Source organism: Streptomyces sp. NPDC087300 (assembly GCF_044744425.1).
GTDB lineage: Bacteria > Actinomycetota > Actinomycetes > Streptomycetales > Streptomycetaceae > Streptomyces.
In genome coordinates, this window is the sequence record NZ_JBIUYI010000003.1 from 482311 (window position 1) to 504744 (window position 22434).

Genomic DNA, 22434 nt, shown 5'->3' on the forward strand with positions numbered 1-22434 from the left:
AGTCGACCCTGTCGTCACGCGGCCGTGGCGACCTTCCAAAGATGGCCGTCCGGGTCGGCGAAGTGCGCGTCGTACCCGCCCCACTGCGCGGCTGTCGGCTCCTTGAGCACGGTGGCGCCCGCGGCCCGCGCCGCGCGGACGGTCTCGTCCACCTCCTCCCGGGAGTCGGCGGTGTAGTGGAGCGACACGCCCCGGAAGCCTGAGCCCTCCTCGGGGACGCCCGCGTCCCGCGCGACCGCCGCCCACTCGTACAGCGCGATGTCCGACGATCCCCCGCCCAGGCCGAGCCTGACGAACCCGGGGAACTCCTGGGCGAGCTCGCAGCCCAGCCCCTCGACGTAGAACTTCTTGGCGCGCTCGACGTCCTCGACGCCGAGCATGACCACGCTTACCCGCAACGACACGGTTGCCTCCTCCAGATCGACACCCCTCACGCTAGGACGGCCCGCGGCGGCGCGCTTCTCCATTCCTGACCGTCTCGTCCTGACCGTCTCGGCGAAACCCCGTCGGTATACCAAGGCAAGCCGGGCGGCTCGCCCCTCCCGGGAATTACCATGCGATATACGGCAAGCTCCCCGCCCACCCTTGCAGGCACCTCACGCTTGGTATACAAACTGGCGGACGCGTCCCCTCCGCTCGCCTCCCCAGGAGTCCCCAGATGTGCGTTGAGAACACCCCGCCGCCCGCATCCCGCCTGACCCGGCGCGGCATCCTCGCGGGCGCCGCGGCGCTGGCGGGCACCACGGCGGCGCTCGCGGCCGCGGCACCGGCGGGCGCGGCGGTCCCGGCCGGCGCGCCGGGCTCGCGGCGGCCGGAGGGTCACGGCGCCACCGGCGGCGATCTCGTCATCGACGGCGCCACCCTGCTCGACCCGGCGACCGGCCGGGTCACCGAGGACGCGGTGGTCGTCATCGTCGGCGGCGTGGTCCGCGCGGCGGGCGCGCGCGGCAGGACCCGGGTGCCCGCGGGCGCGCGGGTGCTCGAAGCGCACGGCAAGTGGGTGCTGCCCGGCCTCGTCGAGGCGCACATCCACCTGAACACCGCGACCGAGGCGCGCGACGCCGTGCGCAAGGGCGCGACCACCGCCCGCAGCGGCTCGACCAACTTCTTCCAGGACATCGCCGTACGGGAGTTGGCCCGCCAGGTGCCGGAGCTGGCGCCCAGGCTGCGCGCCGCGGGCGTCTTCGTCACGCCGGACCTCGGCGACACGGTCCTCGCCGACCCCGAGCTGACCCCGCTCGCGAAGCTCAAGAACGGCGTGCGCTCGCCCGAGGCGCTGCGCCGCGTCGTCGAGGTCAACCTCTCCAGGGGCGCCGACGTCGTCAAGACCCGCGTGAACGAGCGCGCCGGGCTGCCCGAGCAGGACCCGCTGGCCCAGGTGTACGACCGCGAGCAGCTGTCCGCCGTCGTCGCGGCCGCGCGGCGCGGCGGCAAGGGCGTGCTCTGCCACAGCTATAGCGAGAAGGGCTGCCACGACGCCGTCATGGCGGGCATCCGCTCGCTGGAGCACGGCGTGTTCGTCGGCGAGCGCACGCTCCACGAGATGCGCCGCAGGGGCACGTACTTCACGCCGACGCTCACCGCCATCGCCGGGCTCGCCGAGTCCGACGACCCGGTGCTCGCCGAGCGCGGCCGCACCTATCTGCCGGTGCTCAAGCGCGCGGTGCGCGCCGCCCACGAGCTGGGGGTGCCGCTCGCCGCGGGCACGGACTCCTCCGGCGGCACGGTGGACCCGATCGGCGGCGAGGTGGAGCTGATGCGTGCCGCGGGCCTGTCCGCGCTCGACGCGATCCGCACGGCGACCACGAGTGCCGCGCGCCTCCTGGGACTTCAGGGCAGCGTCGGCCGTCTCGCGCGCGGCTTCGCCGGTGACGCGGTCATCCTCGACGGCGACCCGCTGGCGGACGTCTCGGTCCTGAAGAAGCCCGTACGCGTGGTCCGCGCGGGCATCCCGGTCTGACCGCCCGCACCGCGCCCCCGGACCACGCCTCCCGCACCACGTCCCCCGAACCTTCCGACCGCACCTCCCTCACCCCTCTCGAAGGAGCCCTCATGACGCCACTGTCCCGCCGCGGCATGCTCGCAGGAGCCGCCGCGCTCGCCGGCACGGGAGCCGCCCTGTCGTCCGCGCCGCCCGCCGCGGCCGCGTCCGGCGCGCGCGACGGCAGGCACCGCAAGGCCGTGGTCTTCCGCGACGTGCGCCCGTTCGGCGCGCGCGAGGCCGTGGACCTGACGGTGGTCGACGGCAGGATCGCCGAGGGCCGGGCCCCGCACGGCGCCGAGGTGATCGACTGCGACGGGCGCGTCGCGCTGCCCTCGCTCGTGGACGCCCACATCCACCCGGACAAGACCAGCTGGGGCGGGTCCTGGGTGACGCGGAAGCCCGCGAGCGGCATCGCCGACTACTGCGCCCAGGACGTGGAGCTGTTCAAGAGCCAGTCCCGCCCGGTCGGGGAGCGCGCCCACGGCCTGATGGCGCACGCCGTGACCCGCGGCACCCGCGCGATGCGCGCCCACGTGGACGTGGCGCCCGCCTACGACCTGGCCGGTGTGGAGGGCGTCAACACGGCCCGCGACCGGCTGCGGCACGCGCTCGACGTGCAGATCGTGGCGTTCCCGCAGCACGGCGTCGTACGGACCCCCGGCACGGCCGAACTGCTCGAAGAGGCGGCGCGTTCGGGGCAGATCGACCTGGTCGGGGGCATCGACCCGATCAGCTTCGACCACGCCATGGACGAGCAGCTCGATCTGGTCTTCGGCCTCGCGGACCGGCACGGGGTGGGTGTGGACATCCATCTGCACGACCGCGACGAGAAGGGCACAAAGGTCCTGCGGGCCATCATCGACCGCACCCGCGCGCTCTCCCTGCGCGGCAAGGTCACCGTCAGCCACGTCTTCTGCCTGCCGAACCTGGCCGACCGCGAACTGGACGCCATGGCCGCCGACTTGGGCGACCTGGACATCTCTCTGACCACGGTCGCGCCGAACGAGTCACTGGTGCTGCCCATCGCGAAGCTGCGCGAGCACGGGGTGCGGGTCGGGCTCGGCTCGGACGGCGTGCGCGACTCGTGGAGCCCGTTCGGCAACGCGGACATGCTGCACCGCACGCACATCCTCGGCTGGGTCACCGACGTGCGCCTCGACGAGGAACTCGCCGACTGCTACCGCGTGGGCGCGCACGGCGGCTCCGACGTCATGGGCCTGGACCGCGCCGACCTGGAGCCCGGTGCCCCCGCCGACTTCGTGCTCGTCCGCGCCGAGTGCCTGCCGCAGGTCGTGGTGGACATGCCGCGGCGGGACATGGTGGTGCACGGCGGCAAGGTCGTGGCCAGGAACGGGAAGCTGGTGTAACTCCCCTTCCGTACGCGGTAATCGCGGGGCCCCACCGCCGGGTGGGGGCCCCTTCCGCGTCACTCCCCCGGCGGCCGCATCCGGAAGTCGTAGCGCGCCGGTATCTCCTCGCCGGTCGCCGCGGCCCACAGTTCGCCCACGGTCTCCGCGCCCTCCCGCAGGTCGGCCGCCTCGAAGCCCTCGTCGAACACCGCCCGTACGCCGTCCATGTCCCCCTCGGCGAACAGCAGTTGGGCCTCGGTCAGGCGGAACCTGCCCTCGGCCCGGGTGCGCGCGTGCAGACGCTCCCACACCGCGCGGGCCGCCTCGGTCCGCCCCACCGCGAGCAGCGCGGCCAGCGCCTCCCTGCCGAGCGCCGCGGTCGCCGCCGTCCAGAGCTCGCCGTCGTCCCTGCGCTCCTCGCAGAGGTCGTCGAAGGCCGCCGCGTAGCTGTCGGCGGCCCGCTCGGCGTGTCCCTCCGCCTGGTCGGCGACGGCGAGGCAGCGCAGCAACGGCCAGCGGGACGGCGCGAGTTCGAGCCCGCGCTCCCAGCTGCGGACGGCCTGCGCCCGGTCGCCCGCGTGCCACTGCGCGATCCCGAGGTGGTACTCGGCCTGCGGGCGCGCGGGCGCGGTCTCCAGCATGTCGCGCCAGTGCGGCGACACCAGGCTCGGTCCCGGCGGGGCTACGCGGCGCGGCTCCGGCACGGCGCCGGTGTGCAGCAGTTCGAGCCACGGCGTCTGCTCGGGGCCGAGCGTCGACTCGGCGAACGGCGTGCCGGGCAGCTTGTACTCGGCGCGCAGGACTTCGAGCGCGCCCCAGCCCGAGCCGGTGGCGAGCGTCTCGCCGGGTTCGGTGTCGGCGCTGGTCAGCCACGCCTCGTAGGCGGCGTCGACGCCCTCCTTCGGCAGCGCTTCGGCGAGCCGCGCCGCGGCCTCGCCCCGGGCGCCCGCCCAGTCGTCGCCGTGCACGAGACCGGGCTCCGCCGAGAGCGGCCCGTAGGACTCCAGCCAGCTGAACTCGCTCTCGGCGTCCAGGCGTACGTGTTCGAGCTGGGTGCGGGCGAGACCGGCCTGGATCTCGGCGTAGCCCGCGGTGCCGGGCTCGGTGAGCCACTCCTGCCAGCGCCGGCCGCCGGTGCCCGCGCCCCAGACGAAGAGCTTGCGGCCGCGCAGCAGGTCCGTCGAGGTCTGCACGAGGCCGTGCCCCTCGGTGTCGAGCGCGGCGATCCAGCGCCGGGTGCCGTCGGGCACGTCGTAGAAGTAGTCGGCGGGGTACTCGCTGCGCGTCGGGTACGTCCGGTCGGCCCCGTCGCACTCCGGGACCGGCACCCGGTTCAGGCCGCCCGTGTACGCGAACCGCCATGCCTCGTCGGCGGGCGCGAGCACCCTGCGCTCCTCGGGCACGGCGATGTTCGACCACCAGTAGACGGGCGCGGGCTTCTCGTGCGGATTGCGGATCCGCACGCCGACGTGCAGGAAGTCGGAGCCCTCCGGCAGCCACAGGTCCACCTGGAAGGGCAGGTCGCGCAGCCGCTCCCACTCCCACAGGCGCAGCATCTCGCCGCCGTCGGGCGCGGTCACCCGGGCGGCGTGCAGGGGCGCGCAGGACAGGGTGGTGTGTCCGGTGGCGCCGATGTTCCACTCGATGCCGCCGGAGAACCAGGCGCCGTTGAGCGCGAAGGCGGCGGGCTGGAGCACCGGGTTGCGGTAGAGGAGTTCGCGCCCGGTGGGTTTGTGGAAGAGGGAGTGGACGCGGCCGCCGTAGCCGGGCAGGACGGTGGCGCGCAGCCGGTCGTTCTCGATGACGATCGTGTCGATCGGCGTCTCGGTCCGCTCGCGGCCGTACCCGTCGAGGAGCCGCGCGGGCAGGATGCCGCGCAGCGGCTCGTACCCGAGCTGCCGCGCCATGTCGCGTGGCAGCCCTTCCTTGGCACGCTCGTCCAGTGTGTGCACTTCGTCGAGCGGCCGCAGCGCGGGCAGGGGGTTCTCCGGACCCAACGGGGCGGCGGGCAGGGTCAGTACGTCACGGCGCACGGTGGTCTTCACGATCACCATGGAACACGTTCGACCGGGCGGCGACCAGGGGTTCTCCCGGTCAGGATTCCGCAAAGGCCGCCACGAGCAGATCCGCGAGGAGGTCGCCCGCCGTGCCCGCCGGGTCGAGGTCGGGGTCGTAGATGGTCAGATTGAGGCCGACGCAGCGCGGCGAGTTCACCAACGGCCTCAGCAGCGCGAGGAGTTCGTCGGGGAGCAGGCCGCCCGGGTCGGGGCTGTCGACGGCGGGCATCACGGTCGGGTCGAGCACGTCGGCGTCCAGGTGCACCCAGAAGCCGTCGAGGACGGGCACTTCGAGGGTCGTCACGACGGCGCGGGCGATCTCGTCGGGGTCCCACTCCCTGATCTCGCCGACGGTGGCGTTGGAGATCTTCAGGTCCCTGAACTCGGCGCGGTCCTCGTCGTCGTCCCGCATGCCGAAGAGGCGTACGTCCTCGTCGCGCAGATAGGGCCGCAGCCCTTCGATGTCGGTGAGGTCATCCTGGCCGCGCCCGGTGGCCAGGGCGAGCTCCTCGCCGCCCGCGGCGCCGATCCCGTCGGAGTTGCCGGTGTGCCGGAAGTCCGCGGAGCCGTCGACTGCCGCGATGCCGTACCGCCCGATGCGGCGCAGGGCGACCGCGGCGCCCAGCTGGATCGAGCAGTCGCCGCCGAGCACGACGGTGAAGTCGCCCGCGCGCACGTGGTGTTCGATGCGGTCGGCGAGCCGCACGGTGTACGCGGCGATGGCTTCCGCGTTGAAGACGCCGTCGCCCTCCTGCCAGTCACCGCGGTCGTAGCGCGGCGGCACCACGACGCCGCCCTCGAACGCGCCGAGCCTGCGCAGGATCCCCCGCTCCCGCATGGCGCCCGCCAGCTTGTAGCAGCCGGGCACGGTGCCGGGGGCGGGCGGGCGCAGGCCCAGGTTGGAGGGGGCGTCGACGACCACGATGTTCCGCATGCGGATCATCCTCCGCGAGGCGGGCCCGCGTTTTCAACCCTCTTCGGGATCCGCCATGTCGGCGGTGCGGGCCCAGCGTTCGTGGTCGCGCCAGGCGCCGTCGATGAAGAGGAAGTCCGGCGAGAAGCCCTCCAGGCGGAAGCCCGCGCGGCGGACGAGCGCGAGGGAGGCGGCGTTGTCCGGCTGGATGTTGGCTTCGAGGCGGTGCAGGCCGAGGGCTCCGAAGGCGTACGCCGTGACGAGCCCGAGCCCCTCGGTCAGCAGACCGCGCCCGGCGGCGTGCGCGAACGCGCCGTAGCCGAGGGCGCCGCAGCGGAAGGCTCCCCGGACGATGTTGTTGATGTTGATGAAGCCGCCGATGGCGCCGCTGTCGCGCTCGCAGACCAGGAACCCGGCCTTCGTCGGGTCCTCGATGAGCACCGTGGCGTAGGCGCGGTAGGTGTCGTCCCCCGACGGCGGGAAGAGCCAGGGCCTGTGCAGGTCCCGGCTCTCCCGCGTACGCGCGGTGAACTCGGCGGAGTCCGCGTGGGTGAAGTGACGTATGCCCACGCGGGGGCCTTCGGTGAGATAGGTGGCTCGATCGGACATCAAGCCACGCTATCCGTCCCCTGCCGGTGCCACCCGCCGGGTGTCCTCGCGGCTACAGCTTCCAGAACTGCCAGGCCGCGTTCTCGCAGTCCCGTACGTTGACCCCCGCGTGCTCGCTGGAGTCACCGCGTCCCTGGATGCTCAGGCACTGGCGGTTCACATCGGTTCGCAGCCACGAACCGTCCTGCTTCCACTGCTGGTTGGGCAGGCCGTGACAGTCGCCGACGGCCTGGACGGCGGCGTCGATCTCTCCGTTGCGTACGTCCAGGCAGTGCAGCTCCGCGAGGTTGCGCAGCTTGCCGTCCTCCCAGAACCAGAGCTGGTTGCCGGTGCCCCGGCAGGTCTGCACTTCTACGTTGTCGCCGTTGGTGGCCAGGCACTTGTCGTGCAGGCCGCTGCGGATGTCGAAGGTGTCCCGCGCCGAGAGCGCGGGGGCGTGCTCGGCGGCGTAGCCGGACTGGGTGGTGGCGAGGAGGGGCAGGGCAGCGAAGACGAGCGCGGCCATGCCGCGCATCAGGTTCTTTGTCACGGATCAGGGTGTATCGGGCGGAGAGCGGGTTCCGGAATGGCCGAGAAGCGGAACCCACCCGTGCGAGTGAAGGAATTCACTGCCGAAACGACCCTGCGGGGCCGCGGTCAGCTGCTTCCAGGGCCGCCGCGGTCAGCTGCTTCCGGTGCCGCCACGGCCGGCTACTTCCGGGGGCACCTCTCACCGTTCTTCACGACGCCGACGGTGACCGTCTCCCCGTCGAGCTTGGCGCCCGGCGCCGGGGACTGCGTGCAGACCTTCCAGCTCAGCGGCCACAGGACGTTGCGGTGGGAGCCGCCGACGTCACGGACCTCGACCCGGGTGCGGTAGTCGAGGGTCGAGAAGACGTGCATCAGGCCCCGCCCCCGCAGCTCGGGCATCGGCGGTCCCGCCGCGGCCGCCGTGGTCACCGTGAGGAGGGTCGCGGCGGCCGCGCCGCCCAGGACCACGCCCGCGCGCCGGAGCCCCGGCCGCACTGACACCTTCACTTGCGCCTCCTCATGAAGTAGGCCCCGCACAGGGCACCGATCAGAGCCGTGCCGAGCAGCGCCATCCACAGGGGCAGGGTCACTTCGGGGATCAGCAGTCGGATCTTGGTGCTGCGGGTGTTCTCGAAGATGAAGACCAGGGTGAGGACGGCGATCGCGGCGACGGCCACCCTGCCGGGTGTCATCAGCCCGCCGCCCGAGCCGCTGCTCTTCGAGCCGCCCGTGGAGGTGTTGGGGCTCATGGTGTGGACCTTTCCGTCGGAGGTACGTCCGGCCTCCCCCGGCACCAGCATGGGCAGCTGGGCCGGGATCGCGCGCGGTGGACGTGTCTCCGGGGTGGGGCACTGGGCCGAGCGGGTGACGTCAGTCCCCGACGACCGGCAGCTCCAGGACGCCGGTGTCCTTGGGCGCGCTGGTCACCGTGACCGGCTTGACGCCCCTGTTCCCGCCGTACGCCCCGTCGCTCGCGGCCACCACGAACCGCAGCCGGTGCCCCTTCTCGTAGCGGTGCACGATGCCGGGCAGCGAGACGGTGAAGGGCTTGGTCACGTCCGGCACCCGGACCGGCGAGACGAGCCGGTGCACCAGCGTCTTCGTGCCGTCGGGCGCCACGTCGTAGAGCTTGGCGAACAGGACCAGCTTGTCGGCCGCGTCCCCGGAGTGCTGCACCCGCTCGGTCTTCGGCGAGATCACCTTGAGCGTGGCCCTGGGCGCTCCCACCACGTCCACCGCGTCGGCGAACGGCTCGGTCGTCCAGTCGAGGTAGGTGCCCTCGGTGTCGCGCGGTGCCGGGTCGGGCAGGCCGATGAGACCGGCCAGCGAGGACTCCGAATGGCTCGTGGGGATCAGCCAGTTGCGGTACTCGCGGCTGCCCCGCCGCACCTTGGCGCGGTCGTCGACGAGCTTGCCGTCGCCGGACAGGTACAGCTTGCGGTTGAGCGCCGGGACCTCGGCGGCGGTCGCGTAGGTGTGCTCCGGGTCGCCGATCCAGTCGCGGTAGTAGGCGAAGGCCGGGCCGGTGTCGACGCCGCTCTTCTTCTGGAGGTAGCGGTCGAACCAGGCCAGGACGCGCTTGCCGACGTAGGACGTCTCCAAGTTGCCTTCCGCGAGGTTGAGTTCGCCGGACGCCGGGTCGTTCATGCCGCCGCTGTGCCCCCAGGACTGCCAGATCATCTTGGCCGTGGTGCCCTGCTCGGTGAGCGTCCGGTACGTCGCCTGGGCCTCGTTGAGGTTGAAGAGGGTGTCGGCCTGGCCCTGCACGAGCAGCGTCGGCGCCTTCACCTTGTCCAGGTACGAGACCGGGGAGACGCTCCGCGCGTACTTCTGGAGCGCCTCGGTCTTGTCGGCCGGGTAGCGGCCCGAGTTGAGCGTGCGGATGGTCTCGCAGGCGGCGGTGGCGAAGTGCAGGCAGTCGAGCCGGTTGATGCGGGAGGGGTCCAGGCTCGGGACGAGCAGCGGCTGGCCCTCACCGATGAGGTAGAAGCCGTTCATCCACTGCCACTTGGCGGCGCCGGGCACCCGCCGGTCGGCGGCGTTGTTCGGGTCGAGCGAGTACGCGAGGTCGTTCCAGGTGATCATCGGGACCAGCGCGTCGACGCGGTGGTCCACTGCGGCGGTCGCGAGCTGGACGGCGCCGCCGTACGAGCCGCCGATCATGCCGACGCGGGGGTCGCCCTCGCCGTCGGAGGTCACGTAGTCGACCTCGGTGCCGTCGTCGGCGGCCCGCTGCCCGCCGAGGAAGTCGAGGAGCCCGGCGGCGGCCTTCCCGTCGATCCGCGGGTCGTCGAGGGTGATCAGGCAGCCGGACTTGCCGAAGCCGAGACCGGAGTAGACGAGCCCGACGTAACCGCGCTCGGCGAACGCCTTGCCGACCGCCGCGGTCGAGCCGTCGGACTTGCTGCCCCCGAAGCCGTTGGTGGAGAGCACGGCGGGCGCGGGGTGCGCGGCGTCCACCCCGGCGGGCCGGTACAGATCGGCGTCGACCGTGCAGCTCCTGCCGCCCGCCTGGACGGTGAACTTCAGCGCGGTGACGGTGTACTGGCCGCTCGCGCCCGCCGGCGCGGGCGCGGCGACGGCGAGGGGCGCGGCGAGCGCGGCCGCTGCGGCGAGGGTCAGGGCACGGCGACGGGACAAGGGGACCTCCACGCTGAGGACGGCCGAGGGCGGGCGGCCAACGGCGGCTACTGACCGGTCAGTACCAGCCGACGTCATGCTGTGACACGTGTCATACGGAGGTCAACGACCGTGACAGCGGTTTCTGTCGGGAGATTCCGTGAAGGACCTGTCGCGGGCCGCCGCGCCGGAGACGGCCCGCACCTCAGGCGAGGGCGGGCACGTCCAGCGTCAACGTCCCGGCGTCCGCGTCCAGTTCACCCGGTACGCCGAACGGGATCGTCAGCGCCCCTTCGCAGTGCCCGAACCCGAACTCCGTGAGGACCGGTACACCCAGACCGCCGAGCCGGTCGGCGAGGAGCGCCCGCACCTGGTCGGCCGGCTCGCACTCCTGCCAGGAGCCGAGCACGACGCCCGCGACGCCCTCCAGCCAGCGGGCGCGCAGGAGTTGGGTGAGGATGCGGTCGACGCTGTACGCCTCCTCGCCGATGTCCTCGATGCACAGCAGGCCGCCGCGCGCGGAGGCCCGCGCGTGCGGGGTGCCGAGTTCGGCGGCGAGCAGCGACACGCAGCCGCCGAGCGTGACGCCCCTGGCCCGGCCGCCGACGAGCGCGCGCGACGCCTCGGACACGGCCCGGATCACCTGGGCCTCCTCGGGCGCGAACAGGGTGGTGCGCAGGTGCTCCTGGGCCCGCGCGTTCTTGAGGAAGTCGAGCACGGCCGTCATCGGCCCGTGCAGCGTGGCGACGCCGAGGCGGTTGGCGAACGCCTCGTGCAGCGGGGTGATGTCGCTGTAGCCGAGGAACACCTTCGGCCCGTGGGAGCGCAGGGCGGCGCGCATCGCGGCCCAGTCGACGAGCTCGACCATCCGCTGGGAGCCGTACCCGCCCTTGGCGCAGAACACGGCGGACACCGAAGGATCGCACCAGGCCCGCTCCAGGTCCCTGGCGCGGGCGGCGTCCGCGCCCGCGAGGTAGTCGAACTCCGGGTGACGGTCCAGGACATGGGGCAGGACGAACGGGTCGAGGTCCCAGCCGCGCAGGATGTCAAGGCCCGTCTGGAGCCCGTCGTCGGGGACGGGGCCGCTGGGCGCCACGACGGCGACCCGCGCGCCGGGGGTGAGGCGCGCGGGCCGGACGAGCGGTCTCACTTGGCGAGCTCCAGCGTCGCTATGCGGCCCGCCAGATCGAGCCTGAACACCTGGGCGTACAGGGAGAGTTCGGCCTCCAGGGCGCGGACCATGGTGTCGGCGCGGCGGAAGCCGTGCCCCTCCCCCTCGAAGGCGATGTAGGCGTGCGGGATGCCGCGCCCCTCGATCCTGGCGAGGAACCGCTCGGACTGCGCGGGCGGGCAGATCACGTCGTCGAGCCCCTGGAGCAGCAGGAACGGCGTGGTGAGGTGGTCCGCCCGGGTCACCGGCGAGCGCTCCGCGTACCGCCCCGGCACCGCGTCGAACGGGCCCACGATGGAGTGCAGGTACTGCGACTCGAAGTCGTGGGTCTCCCCCGACCCGAAGGCGGCGAGATCGAGCACGGGATAGATGATCGTGCCGCAGGCGTAGACGTCGGTGCCGGTCAGCGAGACGGCCGTGGTCCAGCCGCCCGCGCTGCCGCCGCGGATCGCGAGCCGGTCGCGGTCGGCGGTCCCCTCGTCGGCGAGGGCGAGGGCGACGGCCGCGCAGTCGTCGACGTCGACGATGCCCCACTGCTCGCGCAGCCGGTTGCGGTAGGCGCGCCCGTACCCGGTGGAGCCGCCGTAGTTGACCTCGGCGACGCCGATGCCGCGCGAGGTGAAGTAGGCGATGGCCAGGTCGAGTACGAGCGGCGAGCGGCTGGTGGGGCCGCCGTGCGCCCACACCACGTAGGGCGGCAGCTCGTCGTCGGGCGGCAGGTGGCCCGGGTGGTGCGGCGGGTAGACGTGCGCGTGGATCTCCCGGCCCGCCGGGCCCGCGAAGGTGCGGATCTGCGGCTCCGGGTAGTACGTGGGGTCCACCGGGTCGTCGTGGGCGGCGCCGACCACGCGGGCGCGGCCCGTACCGGTGTCCAGTTCCACCACTTCGTACGCGCTGCGCGGGCTGGCCGCGATGCCGACGACGCGGGGGCCGTGCGCGGCGACGGTGGCCGCCCACTCCGTCCAGGGGCCCGCCGCGTCGACGACCTCGCCCGTCTCGGGGTCGAGTATGCCGAGCGCGGTGGCGCCCTTGCCGTGCACGACGGCGATCAGGCCGCTGTCCAGGGGCGCGAACCAGCTCAGGCCGATCTGCCAGAGCGGACCGGCGAACTCCTCCTGGCGGGGGCAGAGGGCCTGGGCGCGGGCGCTGTCCTCGGGTGTCGCGCGGTACAGGTTCCACCAGCCGGTGCGGTCGCTGGCGAAGAGCAGCCGCCCGTCCTGCGCCCAGTCGACCTGCGCGACGGACTCCTCGGGGCCGCCCGCGAACACCCGGGCGGGGCCGAAGGTGCCGTCCTGGCGCACCTCGGCGAGCATCAGCTCGCTGCCGTCCCACGGCATCCGCGGGTGGTCCCAGGCGAGCCAGGCAGCCCGGGTGCCGTCGGGCGAGAGCCGTGGTCCGGTGACGAACCGGTGCCGGTCGTCGGAGAGTTCACGCACCGCGCCCCGGTCCCCCGCGGCCGAGCCGTCGAGCGGTACCGCGGCGATGACACGGCGCACGTCGGTGGGCCCGGGTCCGGTGAACTCCTCCAGGACGCACCAGACTTCGCCCCGCTCGGCGCGCAGCACCGGATCGGCCCAGCGCAGCCCGCCGCCCACCTCGGAGAGGGGGGTCAGCGGTCGCGGCGCCCGGTCACCGGGGGCGTCCGGCTCGTAGGCGTACAGCCGCTGGTCGGCGAAGTCCACGAAGACCACGAGGGGGCCTTCGGGGCGCTCGGTGCCGGCCCAGGGGCGGCCGCCGTACTCGACGACCCTGCTGCGCACGTTCCACGGGGCGGGCAGCACGGACTGCTCCGTCCCGTCCGGCAGCCGCCGCATCAGCGCGCGCCGGCCGGCCTCCACGGGCCGTGGTTCGGTCCACCACGCCTCGGCTCCGACGAAGCCCACGAACCCCGGCGCCCCGTCGTGGGTGGCGGCGAGCTCGGCGTCGATCGGTGACGGCCATGATCCGTACGCCCGGGTCTGCATCATGTCCTCTACTTCCCCCATTTTTCCTAGGCCGTGCGCAGATAGCGGTCGAGGACGCGGACGCCGAAGTGCAGTGCGTCGACGGGAACACGTTCGTCCACTCCGTGGAAGAGCGCCTGGTAGTCGAAACCCTCCGGTGTCCTCAGCGGCGAGAAGCCGTAGCCGGTGATGCCCAGCCGCGAGAACTGCTTGGCGTCCGTGCCGCCCGACATGCAGTACGGCAAGACGTGCCCCTCGGGCGCGAACTCCTCGACGGCCGCGCGCAGTTTCGCGTACGTCGGTGAGTCGACCGGCGCCTGGAGCGCCACCTCGCGGTGGTGGAACTCCCAGTCGACGTCAGGGCCCGTGAGCCGGTCAAGCGTGCGGCGGAACTCTTCCTCGCCGCCGGGCAGAAAGCGGCCGTCGACATAGGCCACGGCTTCCCCGGGAACCACATTCACCTTGTAACCCGACTGGAGCATCGTCGGATTGGCGCTGTTGCGGACAGTGGGCTCGACGAGCGCGGCGGTCGGTCCGAGCTTCTCGAGCAGCGCGTCCACATCGAATCCGGGGGCCTCCGGGTCGGTCTCCAGGCCGTACAGCGTGGCGAGTTCGACCAGCGAGGCGCGCACGGTCGGGGTGAGCCGGACCGGCCACCGGTACTCCCCGATGCGGGTGACGGCGGCGGCGAGCCTGCTCACGGCGTTGGCGCGGTTGACCTTGGAGCCGTGGCCCGCGGTGCCGCGCGCGGTGAGCTTGAGCCAGCCCGTGCCGCGCTCGCCCGCCGCGATCGGGTAGATCTGGTTGCCCCTTCCGTCGTGGAAGGTGAAGGCACCGGACTCGCTGATGCCTTCGGTGCAGCCCTCGAAGAGCCCGGCGTGCCGGTCGGCGAGGAACCCGGCGCCGTCGACGGCGCTCGCCTCCTCGTCCGCGGTGAAGGCGATCACGATGTCCCGCCGGGGCCGCACCCCCGCACGCGCCCAGCCCCGTACGACGGAGAGGATCATCGCGTCCATGTTCTTCATGTCGATCGCGCCGCGGCCCCAGACCGCGCCGTCCCTGAGCTCCCCGGAGAAGGGGTGCACGCACCAGTCGGCGGCCTCGGCGGGCACCACGTCCAGGTGGCCGTGCACGAGCAGCGCGTCGGCGGACGGGTCGGTGCCCTCGATGCGGGCGACCACGTTGGTGCGCCCGGGGGTGCGTTCAAGGAGCGCGGGGGTGAGGCCCGCGTCGGCGAGGCGCTCGGCGGCGTACTCGGCGGCGGGCCGCTCGCGGCAGTCGCCGCCGCCCCGGTTGGTGGTGTCGATGCGGATGAGCTCCGAGGTGAACGTCACGACCTCGTCGAGGGCGCGGGCGTCCACCGCGTGGTCGTCGTCCTGCTCCTGAGCCTGCTGCTGGTCAGCCATACTGCTCCTCCACGGCGGCGGAGGCGATCGTCGTAACCGCCTTGAAGGTACGGATCCCCTCGTACATCGTCCCGCTGTCGTAGGCGACCTTGCGCTCCCCCGTACGGCGCACACCGGGTACCACGGTCGCCGCCATCGACAGGTGTTCCGCGTCGAACTCGACTTCCACGGTGAAGGGGCCGTCGGCCGTCGGTTCCGTGCGTCCGGCGAGCGCGGCGGCCTCTTTCGCGGCGGCTCTGATGTCTGAGGCGGTGCGGGCCGGGGTGCGGCAGACCGCCGCGTACCGCGAGACGTGGTCCTTGACCGCGACCTTCAGCGCGCCGGGCGCGTAGCCGAGCGCGTCCTCGCAGGCCAGGTCGTCGCCGGTGACGAGCACGACGGGGACGCCGTACTCGGCGACGACGTGCGCGTTCAGGAGGCCCTCGCTGGCGCGCACGCCGTTGAGCCACACGCCGGTGATCTGGTTGGCGAGATAGGTGTGGGCGAGGACGCCCTCCATGCCGGCGCCCGCGTGGTAGCCGATGAACGCGATGCCGTCCACGTCGCCGTGCTGCACGCCCTCCACCATGGACAGCGACTTGTGCCGCCCGGTGAGCATCTCGGCCCGCTCGTCCAGTTCTTCGAGCAGCAGATTGCGCATGGTCCAGTGCGCCTCATTGATGAGCACCTCGTCGGCGCCGCCGTCGAGGAAACCGAGCACGGCGGCGTTGACGTCGGAGGTGAACATCGACCGGCATCGCTCCCACTGCGCGGTGCCCGGCAGCACGTCGGCCGGCCAGGTCACTCCCGTGGCGCCCTCCATGTCGGCGCTGATGAGGATCTTCATGGCGCCCCACCGTACTCGTCGCCGGATGCCCGGACCATGGGCGACGTGCCCGGCATCGGTCCACCGCCCCGGACCGTCGGAGGTCCGGGGCGGACCGGCTCAGCGCATCCACTCCGTGTAGAAGTTGGGCAGGCCGGGCTGGGGGTCGGCGACGCAGGTGGCCTCGTGGTACTGGGGGTTGAGCGGCAGGTCGCTCTGCATCTGGTCGTAGCAGGCCTGCCAGGAGTCGTACGACTCACCGCCGACGGGCTGCCAGCCGTCGCCGGGCGGGGGGCCGGCCGCGAACGCGGTGCCGCTGGTCAGCGGGATGGCGACCGCCGCCGCACCGACAGCGAGACCGACACCGATACGAGTACGCCAAGACTTCATGGTTGCTCCTTGCTCATCGGCTCGTTCCGGGCTGGTCACACTCGGAAATGGGGCGAACCGACCGTTCCATCGTGTCGCATCCGGCTCGCCCTTCTCCAGGGACTCAGGGGCATCCCGGGCGGAACGAACGGACACAAAAGGACTGTCCTGGCGTACGCCCGGCGAGGGGCTCGGCGCGCCGCGTCACGGGGCGGGCTGCTGCTGGGTGACGCAGTGGATTCCACCGCCGCCCGCGCCGAGCCGGTCGATGTCGAGCTGTACGACGGCTCGCCCCGGGTACAGCCGGGCGAGGGCCGCCTTCGCCGCCGCGTCCGCCCCGCCGTCGCCGAAGTGCGCGCAGATCACGGCGCCGTTGCACAGGTAGTAGTTGGCGTAGGAGGCGAGGAACTCCGGGTCGCGGGAGCGGATCTTCCCGTAGTCGGGACCCTGGAGCCTGGTCACCGCCATCGGGTCGCCGTCGGGCGTCGTGGCGGCGGCGAGGACCCGGTACTGGCGGCGGGCGTCCTTGGCGTACGCGTCGTCGTCGCTGTCCAGGGGCCACTGCACGAGCCCCCGGCCGGGAGCGAGGAAGCGCGAGGTGGCGTCGACGTGGTCGTCGGTGATGTCCTGGCCGTACACCCCGTCGAACCAGATGACCCGCTCGGCGCCGTACGCCCCGCACAGCGCGGCCGTCAGCTGCGCCTCGGTCCTGCCGGGGTTGCGGTTCTTGTTGAGCAGACTGCTCCGCGTGGCCATCAGGGTGCCCGCGCCGTCCTGTTCGACCGCGCCGCCCTCGCCCACCAGGCCCGCGCCGGTGAACGGCACGCCGACGCGGGCGGCGATGCGCTCGGCCACCCGCGCGTCCCTGGCATGGGTCTGCTTGCCGCCCCAGCCGTTGAAGTGCAGGCCGACCGCGTCGAGTCCGCCCGCGCCGTCGGTGCGGAACACCGGGCCCGTGTCGCGCGCCCAGCAGTCGTCCACCGGGACGTCCGTGACGACCTCGACCGAACTCCCGCACAGCGAACGGGCCTTGGCGGCGCTCGCGGGATTGGCGCAGAGGGTGACGGGCTCGTACCTGGCGACGGTGCGCGCGATGAGGGCGATGTCCGCCTGGACTCCGCCCAGTTGGCGGCCCCAGATGCCGGAGCTGTCCGGCCAGGCCATCCAGGTCCTGGTGTGGCGGGCGTCCTCGGCCGGTACGGCGAAGGGGCCGGCGGCGGATCCGTGCGGGGCCGCGCCGGCCCGTCCGTCGGCGGCGCCCAGGGCCGCGCCCGCGGCGGCGACCGCGGCCGCCGTCAGGAACGTGCGCCTGCTCGGGGACGGCCTCCGGTGGCCGCGCGAGGTGTGGTCGTTCACTTGGACCTCCTGTTGGGGCTGTTGTCGGTCAGGGAGCGGCGGGCCGCCGCGATGCGCTCCGGGTCCCAGCCCGGCCGGGGCACCGAGTCGAGGAGCAGCCGGGTGTACGGGTGCCGGGGCTCGGCGAGGACGTCCGCGGTGCGGCCCGCCTCGACGACGGCGCCGTGCCGCATCACGATCACGTCGTCCGTGACGTGCCGGACGACTCCCAGGTCGTGGGTGATGAAGAGGTAGCCGACCGGGGTGCGTTCCCGGATGTCGGCGAGCAGGTTGAGGATCTGGGCCTGGACCGACACGTCGAGCGCGGCGACGGCCTCGTCCAGGACGAGCACCGCGGGCTCCACGGCGAGCGCCCGCGCGATGGCGACGCGCTGGCGCTGTCCGCCGGAGAGCTGCCGGGGCAGCGCGTCGGCCGCGCGGGTGCCGAGGCCGACCTGGTCGAGGAGTTCCCGCACCCGCCTGCCGTGGTCGATGCGGGGGAAGTGCAGGCGCAGCGTCTCGCGGAGCACCGCGTCGACGCTGGTGCGCGGGTCGAGGGAGAGATAGGGGTCCTGGAAGACCATCTGGACCTCGCGGGCCCTGGCGAGCCGCCGGGTCCGGCCCCGTACGCCGGCGGGGCGGGTGACGCCGCGGACGCGGATGTCGCCCGTGTCGGCCCGTTCCAGGCCGACGATGATCCGGGCCGTGGTGCTCTTGCCGGAGCCGGACTCGCCGACGACGCCGAGGGAGCCGCCCTCGGGCACCGCGAAGCTCACGTCGTCCACGGCCCTGACCGTGCCGAAGCTGCGCCGCAGGCCGTTGACTTCGAGCACCTTCGCACCCGTGGGGCCCGTGGGTCTCGCAGGACTCGTACGGCTCGTGGGATCAGGCATCGGCGGTGCTCCCTTCGAGCCGGTCGCTGTGGTGGCAGGCGGCCCGGTGCTCGGGCCTGTCGGGGGCGGGCCGTTGCCGTGGCGCCCGCGTGTCGCACACCTCGGTGGCGAGCGGGCAGCGGGCCGCGAAGGCGCAGCCCGTCAGGGCCGTACGCAGGTCGGGCGGCTGCCCCTCGATGGCCGTGAGCCTGTCCCCGGCCGTCTCCAGGCGGGGCGTGGAGGCGAGCAGGGCCGCGGTGTAGGGGTGGCGCGGCTGCCCGAAGAGCGCGGTGGCGGGCCCGTGTTCGGCGATCCGGCCCGCGTACATGACGTAGACGCGGTCGCTGATGGCCGCCGCGAGGTCGAGGTCGTGGGTGACGAAGAGCAGCGCGGTGCCGAAGCGTTCGCGCAGCCGGCCGAGGAGGGCGACGACCTCGGCCTGGGTGGTGACGTCGAGGGCGGTGGTGGGTTCGTCGGCGAGCAGCAGGGCCGGGTCGCCCATGAGGGCCGCGGCGATCATGACGCGTTGCAGCATGCCGCCGGAGACCTGGCCGGGGTAGGCGCGCAGGACGTCCGCGTCGAGCCCGACCGCGCCGAGGAGTTCGGCGGCCCGCGCGGTCGCTTCCGCGCGGTGCTTCCTGCCCTGCTTCGTGCCGTGCCGGGTGCGGACGCTCTCGGTGAGGAAGTCACCGATGCGGTGCAGGGGGTTGAGGGCGGCGCGCGGGTCCTGGAAGACCATGGCGGCCGTGCCGGTGCGCAGGGCGCGCAGCCGCTCCGCGCTCGCGCCGAGCACGTCCTCGCCGTTGACGCGGACGGTGCCCTCCGTGACGGCGCCGGGCGGCAGCAGCCGCAGGGCGCTGCGCGAGGTGAGGGTCTTGCCCGAGCCCGACTCGCCGACGAGGGCGACGGTCTCGCCCGCGGCGACGGTGAGGTCGACGCCGTCGAGCACGGGGCGTGCCGTGCCGGGCAGGGTGATGCGGAGCCCCTGGATGTCGAGCGCGCGCGGGGGCGGCGGGGTGGCGGGTGTGGTCATCGGTCCCTCCTGGCCACGCGGTCGGCCCAGCGTTCGCCGACGACGTTGAACGCGACCACCGTCAGGACGATGAGGACGCAGGGGAGCACCGCGGAGAGCGGATAGCCGTGCTGGACGGCGGTCTGGCCGTCGAAGACCATGCGGCCCCAGTCGGGGGTGAGCGGGGGCACGCCGAGGCCGAGGAAGGAGAGTCCCGCGAGGTCCATCAGCGCGTAGCCGAAGTTGATGGTGGCCTGGGCGAGGACGACGGGGGCGATGTTGGGCAGGACGTGGCGCAGGCAGATCTGGACGGCCGAGTGGCCCTGGACGAGGTGGGCGCTGACGTAGGGCCTGGCCCGTTCGGCGAGGACCAGGGAGCGGGTGAGGCGGCTGACGTAGGGCAGGTAGGCGATGGCGAGGGCGATCACCGGGGCGAGCAGGCCCTCCCCGTAGACCGCGATGATGAGGATCGCCAGCAGCATCCCCGGGAAGGCGAAGACCAGTTCGGTGCCGCGGGAGAGCAGCGAGTCGAGCCAGCCGCCCCGCCAGGCGGCGACGGTGCCGACGGCGACCCCGGCCAGGGTGGCGAAGACGACCACGCCGAGCGGGCCGAGCAGCGAGGTCCGTGCGCCGAGCAGCAGCCGGGAGAGGGTGTCGCGGCCCGCGGCGTCCACGCCGAGCGGATGGTCGGCCGAGGTGCCGGCGAGCGCGCTGCCGAGGTCGACGACGTTGGGGTCGTACGGCACCAGCCAGGGGGCGAGCAGCGCGGCGGTGGTGACGAGCACGACGAAGGCCAGGCAGATCAGGTGGAGCGGCGAACCGGCGGCGCGGATCCCGCGCAGGCCGGGGCGGCGGGTGAGGACGGCGGTCATGCGGCGTGCCCCCTGGTGCCGAGCGTGAGCCGCGGGTCGACCAGCGGCAGGAGCAGGTCGACGACGAGGTTCACGGCCATGAAGAGGGCCACGATGATCAGCGCGATGGCCTGGACGGTCGGGAAGTCCTTGGTGGTGGTGGAGAGTTCGAGCAGCTGGCCGATGCCGCCGACGCTGAAGGCGGTCTCGACGAGGACCGTGCAGACCAGGAGCGTGGAGACGACGAGTCCGCCGGTGGTCAGGACGGTGCCGAGCGAGTTGCGGAAGACGTGGTGGCGGATCACCCGGCGTTCGGGGACGCCTCTGCTGCGGGCCACGGTGACGTGCTCGCTGCCGAGTTCTTCGAGCATGGCCGAGCGGGTGACCCGGGCGAGCATGCCGATCAGATAGAGGGCGAGCGCGACGGCGGGCAGGGTCAGGTGCAGGACCGTGTCGGCCGCTCCCTCGCCCGTGCCGCCGCTGGGGAACCAGCCGAGGCGCACGGCGAAAAGACCCTGGAGCAGGACCGCCGCGACGAAGGAGGGGGTGCCCACGGCGAACGTGGTGGCGACCAGGACCGCGGAGTCGGTGAGCCCGCCGCGGACGGCCGCCAGCCTGCCCAGGAAGAGACCGACGACCACGACCACGGTCAGCGCCATCGCGATGAGCAGCAGGGTGGTGGGGAGCCGGTCGGCGAGCAGCCGGGAGACATCGGTGCGGTAGGTGATGGACCGTCCGAAGTCGCCCCGCAGGACGCCGCCGAGCCAGGAGGAGTACCGGACGGCGAACGGATCGTCCAGGTGGTACTGGGAGTTGATGGCCCGCACGGCCTCCGGTGAGGCCGAGCGGCCGGAGAGCAGGAAGCTCGCCGGGCTGCCCGGCGCCAGGTACATCGCGCCGAAGACGACGAACGACGCGGCGAGCAGGGTGGCGGCCATCTCGGCGACGCGCCGCACCGCGAATCTGACGAAGGTCATCGCGCGGCCCCCACTCCGGCGGCCCACGGCTGGTACATGTACGAGATGGTGGTGGGCGCCCCGGTGATCCTCTTGTTGAGGAAGACGGCGGTGGGCCACTCGGCGACGGGGATCCACAGCAGGTCCCGCGCGGCACGCCGGTGGATCGTCGCTTCGAGCGCGAGGCGCCGCCGCGGGTCGTCGACGGCGCCCGCCCGGTCGACGAGCCGGTCGTACGTCTTGTCGCTGTGCCCGGCGAAGTTCAGGTACGCGCCGGTCTTGAAGTTCACCAGGAGGTCGAGCGGATCGGTGATCGAGCCGTAGTACGTGAGCGGGAACATGTCGATGCCCTTGCGCGCCCCCGGGTCGGTGAACAGGGCGGTGAACGCGTTCGGCGCGATGGACTTGAGCCGGATGTCCAGGCCGATCCGGGTCCCCGCGGCCTGCACGGCGGTGGCGAGGAGCGAGACGTCCTGGCCGACGGAACTCGTCGCGATCGTCAGGGGCTTGCCGGTGGCGCCCGCCTCCTCGACGAGCTTCCTGGCCCGCTTGATGTCCGGGGCGCCCGGCCGCAGGCCCGCGAAGGCCCGCTTCCTGGTGCGTTCGGGCGCGCCGGCCCAGGCGGCCGCGGTGGTGAGCGCGCCGGTGGGGGTGCCCGCGCCGCCCAGGCCGACCTGGACGAAGCCGGTGCGGTCGAGGGCGAGCGAGAGGGCCCGGCGTACGCGCGGGTCGCCGAGGGCGCCCCGGGTGCTGGTGACGGCCACGTTGACCGTGCTGAGCCCCTCGCCGAAGTACAGCTCGCCGACGCCGCTGCCGCGCAGCCTGGCGTAGCTCTCGGTCGGGATGAGATAGCTGCCGTCGGCCTCGCCGCTCAGCAGGGCGTTGGTCCGCGCCGACGCGTCGGGCAGGAAACGGAAGATCACCTTGCCGGACTTGGCGCGCCTGCCCCAGTAGCCGTCGAAGCGGTCGAGCTCGATGGACTGGCCCTTGTGCCAGGCGCCGAGTGAGAAGGGGCCCGTGCAGGCGAGACCGCCCGACGTGCCGTAGTCCTTGCCCGCCGCCCGGACCCCCGCCTCGGAGGCCACCACTCCGGCGGCGGTCGCCATGTACTGGGGGAACTGCGAGTCGGGCTTCTTGAGCCTGACGGTGACCTGGAGGGGCCCGGTCTTCCGGATCGAGGTGACGTTCTGGAAGATCTGCGCCCAGGCGGCGGCGTTGTCAGGGTCGCGCTGCCGGTCCAGGCTGAACACCACGTCGTCGGCGGTCATCGTCCCGCCGTCGTGGAACCGCACGCCCGCGCGCAGGTCGTAGACCCAGGTCGTGGGGTCCGGGTGGGACGCCTCGCGGGCGAGGCCCGGTTCGGTGGTGAGTCCGGGCGTCCAGCGCATGAGGCTCTCGCACACGTTGGAGAGGACCATGTTCTGCGGGTAGTCGAACGCCACCGTGTAGTCGAGCGTGGGCGGTTCGGCGTAGAGGGCCCAGGTGAAGGAGTCGATGTCGCCCTTGGCGCGCGGGGTCGCGGCCGACAGGGCGTAGTCGATGCCGGAGGCGTTCCTCGGCGGGCCCGCGCACGCCGCGAGCGCGGCCAGCGAGGCCAGGGCGGCGGCCGCGGCGGTCAGCCGCCGGAGCCTGCCGCGTCTCGCGGCGCGGGGCCGGGATGGCATGGTCATGGG

21 protein-coding genes are annotated in these 22434 nt (G+C 73.2%); 2 read left to right on the plus strand and 19 right to left on the minus strand.

Annotated elements, in window-relative coordinates; translation table 11 throughout:
• Positions 1-14: 14 nt before the first annotated feature.
• On the minus strand, positions 15-404 hold the full coding sequence (locus ACIO9J_RS12975; protein ID WP_401996993.1) for a VOC family protein: 390 nt from the start codon (positions 402-404) through the stop codon (positions 15-17).
• 254 nt (positions 405-658) lie between these two features.
• On the opposite strand from ACIO9J_RS12975, the gene ACIO9J_RS12980 reads away from it, so the two are divergent.
• Both ACIO9J_RS12980 and ACIO9J_RS12985 read left to right on the plus strand, forming a co-directional pair.
• The gene (locus tag ACIO9J_RS12980) at positions 659-1960 is read left to right on the plus strand and encodes an amidohydrolase family protein (protein WP_401996996.1); all 1302 of its coding nucleotides are present in this window, start codon (positions 659-661) and stop codon (positions 1958-1960) included.
• Between the two features lie 92 nt (positions 1961-2052).
• Positions 2053-3351: an amidohydrolase family protein gene (locus ACIO9J_RS12985; RefSeq protein WP_401996999.1), complete on the plus strand. Its 1299-nt coding sequence runs from the start codon at positions 2053-2055 to the stop codon at positions 3349-3351.
• 59 nt (positions 3352-3410) lie between these two features.
• Here the strand turns inward: ACIO9J_RS12985 and ACIO9J_RS12990 are convergent, their stop codons facing one another.
• The 18 genes from ACIO9J_RS12990 to ACIO9J_RS13075 form a co-directional block, all read right to left on the minus strand.
• Entirely contained in the window at positions 3411-5387 is a 1977-nt protein-coding gene (locus ACIO9J_RS12990; RefSeq protein WP_401997002.1) for a DUF5107 domain-containing protein, read from the minus strand.
• A gap of 40 nt (positions 5388-5427) precedes the next feature.
• Entirely contained in the window at positions 5428-6324 is an 897-nt protein-coding gene (locus ACIO9J_RS12995) for an arginase family protein (RefSeq protein WP_401997005.1), read from the minus strand.
• Between the two features lie 33 nt (positions 6325-6357).
• Positions 6358-6912, minus strand: a complete 555-nt coding sequence (locus tag ACIO9J_RS13000) for a GNAT family N-acetyltransferase (RefSeq protein WP_401997008.1) — start codon at positions 6910-6912, stop codon at positions 6358-6360.
• A 52-nt stretch (positions 6913-6964) separates the two neighbouring features.
• Positions 6965-7441, minus strand: a complete 477-nt coding sequence (locus ACIO9J_RS13005; RefSeq protein ID WP_401997010.1) for an RICIN domain-containing protein — start codon at positions 7439-7441, stop codon at positions 6965-6967.
• Positions 7442-7602: 161 nt separating this feature from the next.
• Positions 7603-7929 (minus strand): hypothetical protein, encoded by a 327-nt coding sequence (locus ACIO9J_RS13010; RefSeq protein WP_401997012.1) that lies wholly within the window; start codon positions 7927-7929, stop codon positions 7603-7605.
• Positions 7926-8171: a DUF1049 domain-containing protein gene (locus ACIO9J_RS13015; RefSeq protein ID WP_401997015.1), complete on the minus strand. Its 246-nt coding sequence runs from the start codon at positions 8169-8171 to the stop codon at positions 7926-7928. Before ACIO9J_RS13015 ends, ACIO9J_RS13010 begins: the two co-directional genes overlap by 4 nt.
• Before the next feature lie 121 nt (positions 8172-8292).
• A complete protein-coding gene (locus tag ACIO9J_RS13020) occupies positions 8293-10062 on the minus strand; it encodes a CocE/NonD family hydrolase (RefSeq protein ID WP_401997018.1) in 1770 nt (589 codons plus the stop codon).
• Between the two features lie 184 nt (positions 10063-10246).
• Entirely contained in the window at positions 10247-11191 is a 945-nt protein-coding gene (locus tag ACIO9J_RS13025; protein ID WP_401997021.1) for an LD-carboxypeptidase, read from the minus strand.
• Positions 11188-13176 (minus strand): prolyl oligopeptidase family serine peptidase, encoded by a 1989-nt coding sequence (locus tag ACIO9J_RS13030; protein ID WP_401998562.1) that lies wholly within the window; start codon positions 13174-13176, stop codon positions 11188-11190. Before ACIO9J_RS13030 ends, ACIO9J_RS13025 begins: the two co-directional genes overlap by 4 nt.
• Before the next feature lie 26 nt (positions 13177-13202).
• Complete coding sequence (locus ACIO9J_RS13035) at positions 13203-14561, minus strand: M20/M25/M40 family metallo-hydrolase (protein ID WP_401997024.1); 1359 nt, start codon at positions 14559-14561, stop codon at positions 13203-13205.
• Positions 14554-15387, minus strand: a complete 834-nt coding sequence (locus ACIO9J_RS13040) for a M55 family metallopeptidase (RefSeq protein WP_401997027.1) — start codon at positions 15385-15387, stop codon at positions 14554-14556. Before ACIO9J_RS13040 ends, ACIO9J_RS13035 begins: the two co-directional genes overlap by 8 nt.
• A 99-nt stretch (positions 15388-15486) precedes the next feature.
• On the minus strand, positions 15487-15756 hold the full coding sequence (locus ACIO9J_RS13045; protein WP_401997029.1) for a hypothetical protein: 270 nt from the start codon (positions 15754-15756) through the stop codon (positions 15487-15489).
• Positions 15757-15939: 183 nt separating this feature from the next.
• Positions 15940-17091: an agmatine/peptidylarginine deiminase gene (locus ACIO9J_RS13050; protein WP_401997032.1), complete on the minus strand. Its 1152-nt coding sequence runs from the start codon at positions 17089-17091 to the stop codon at positions 15940-15942.
• Positions 17088-17963: an ABC transporter ATP-binding protein gene (locus ACIO9J_RS13055; RefSeq protein WP_401997034.1), complete on the minus strand. Its 876-nt coding sequence runs from the start codon at positions 17961-17963 to the stop codon at positions 17088-17090. Before ACIO9J_RS13055 ends, ACIO9J_RS13050 begins: the two co-directional genes overlap by 4 nt.
• A complete protein-coding gene (locus ACIO9J_RS13060; RefSeq protein ID WP_401997037.1) occupies positions 17956-18975 on the minus strand; it encodes an ABC transporter ATP-binding protein in 1020 nt (339 codons plus the stop codon). The genes ACIO9J_RS13055 and ACIO9J_RS13060 overlap by 8 nt, the downstream gene beginning before the upstream one ends.
• Complete coding sequence (locus tag ACIO9J_RS13065) at positions 18972-19826, minus strand: ABC transporter permease (protein ID WP_401997040.1); 855 nt, start codon at positions 19824-19826, stop codon at positions 18972-18974. Before ACIO9J_RS13065 ends, ACIO9J_RS13060 begins: the two co-directional genes overlap by 4 nt.
• Positions 19823-20782, minus strand: a complete 960-nt coding sequence (locus ACIO9J_RS13070; protein WP_401997043.1) for an ABC transporter permease — start codon at positions 20780-20782, stop codon at positions 19823-19825. Before ACIO9J_RS13070 ends, ACIO9J_RS13065 begins: the two co-directional genes overlap by 4 nt.
• Complete coding sequence (locus ACIO9J_RS13075) at positions 20779-22431, minus strand: ABC transporter substrate-binding protein (protein ID WP_401997046.1); 1653 nt, start codon at positions 22429-22431, stop codon at positions 20779-20781. Before ACIO9J_RS13075 ends, ACIO9J_RS13070 begins: the two co-directional genes overlap by 4 nt.
• Between the last annotated feature and the right edge of the window lie 3 nt (positions 22432-22434).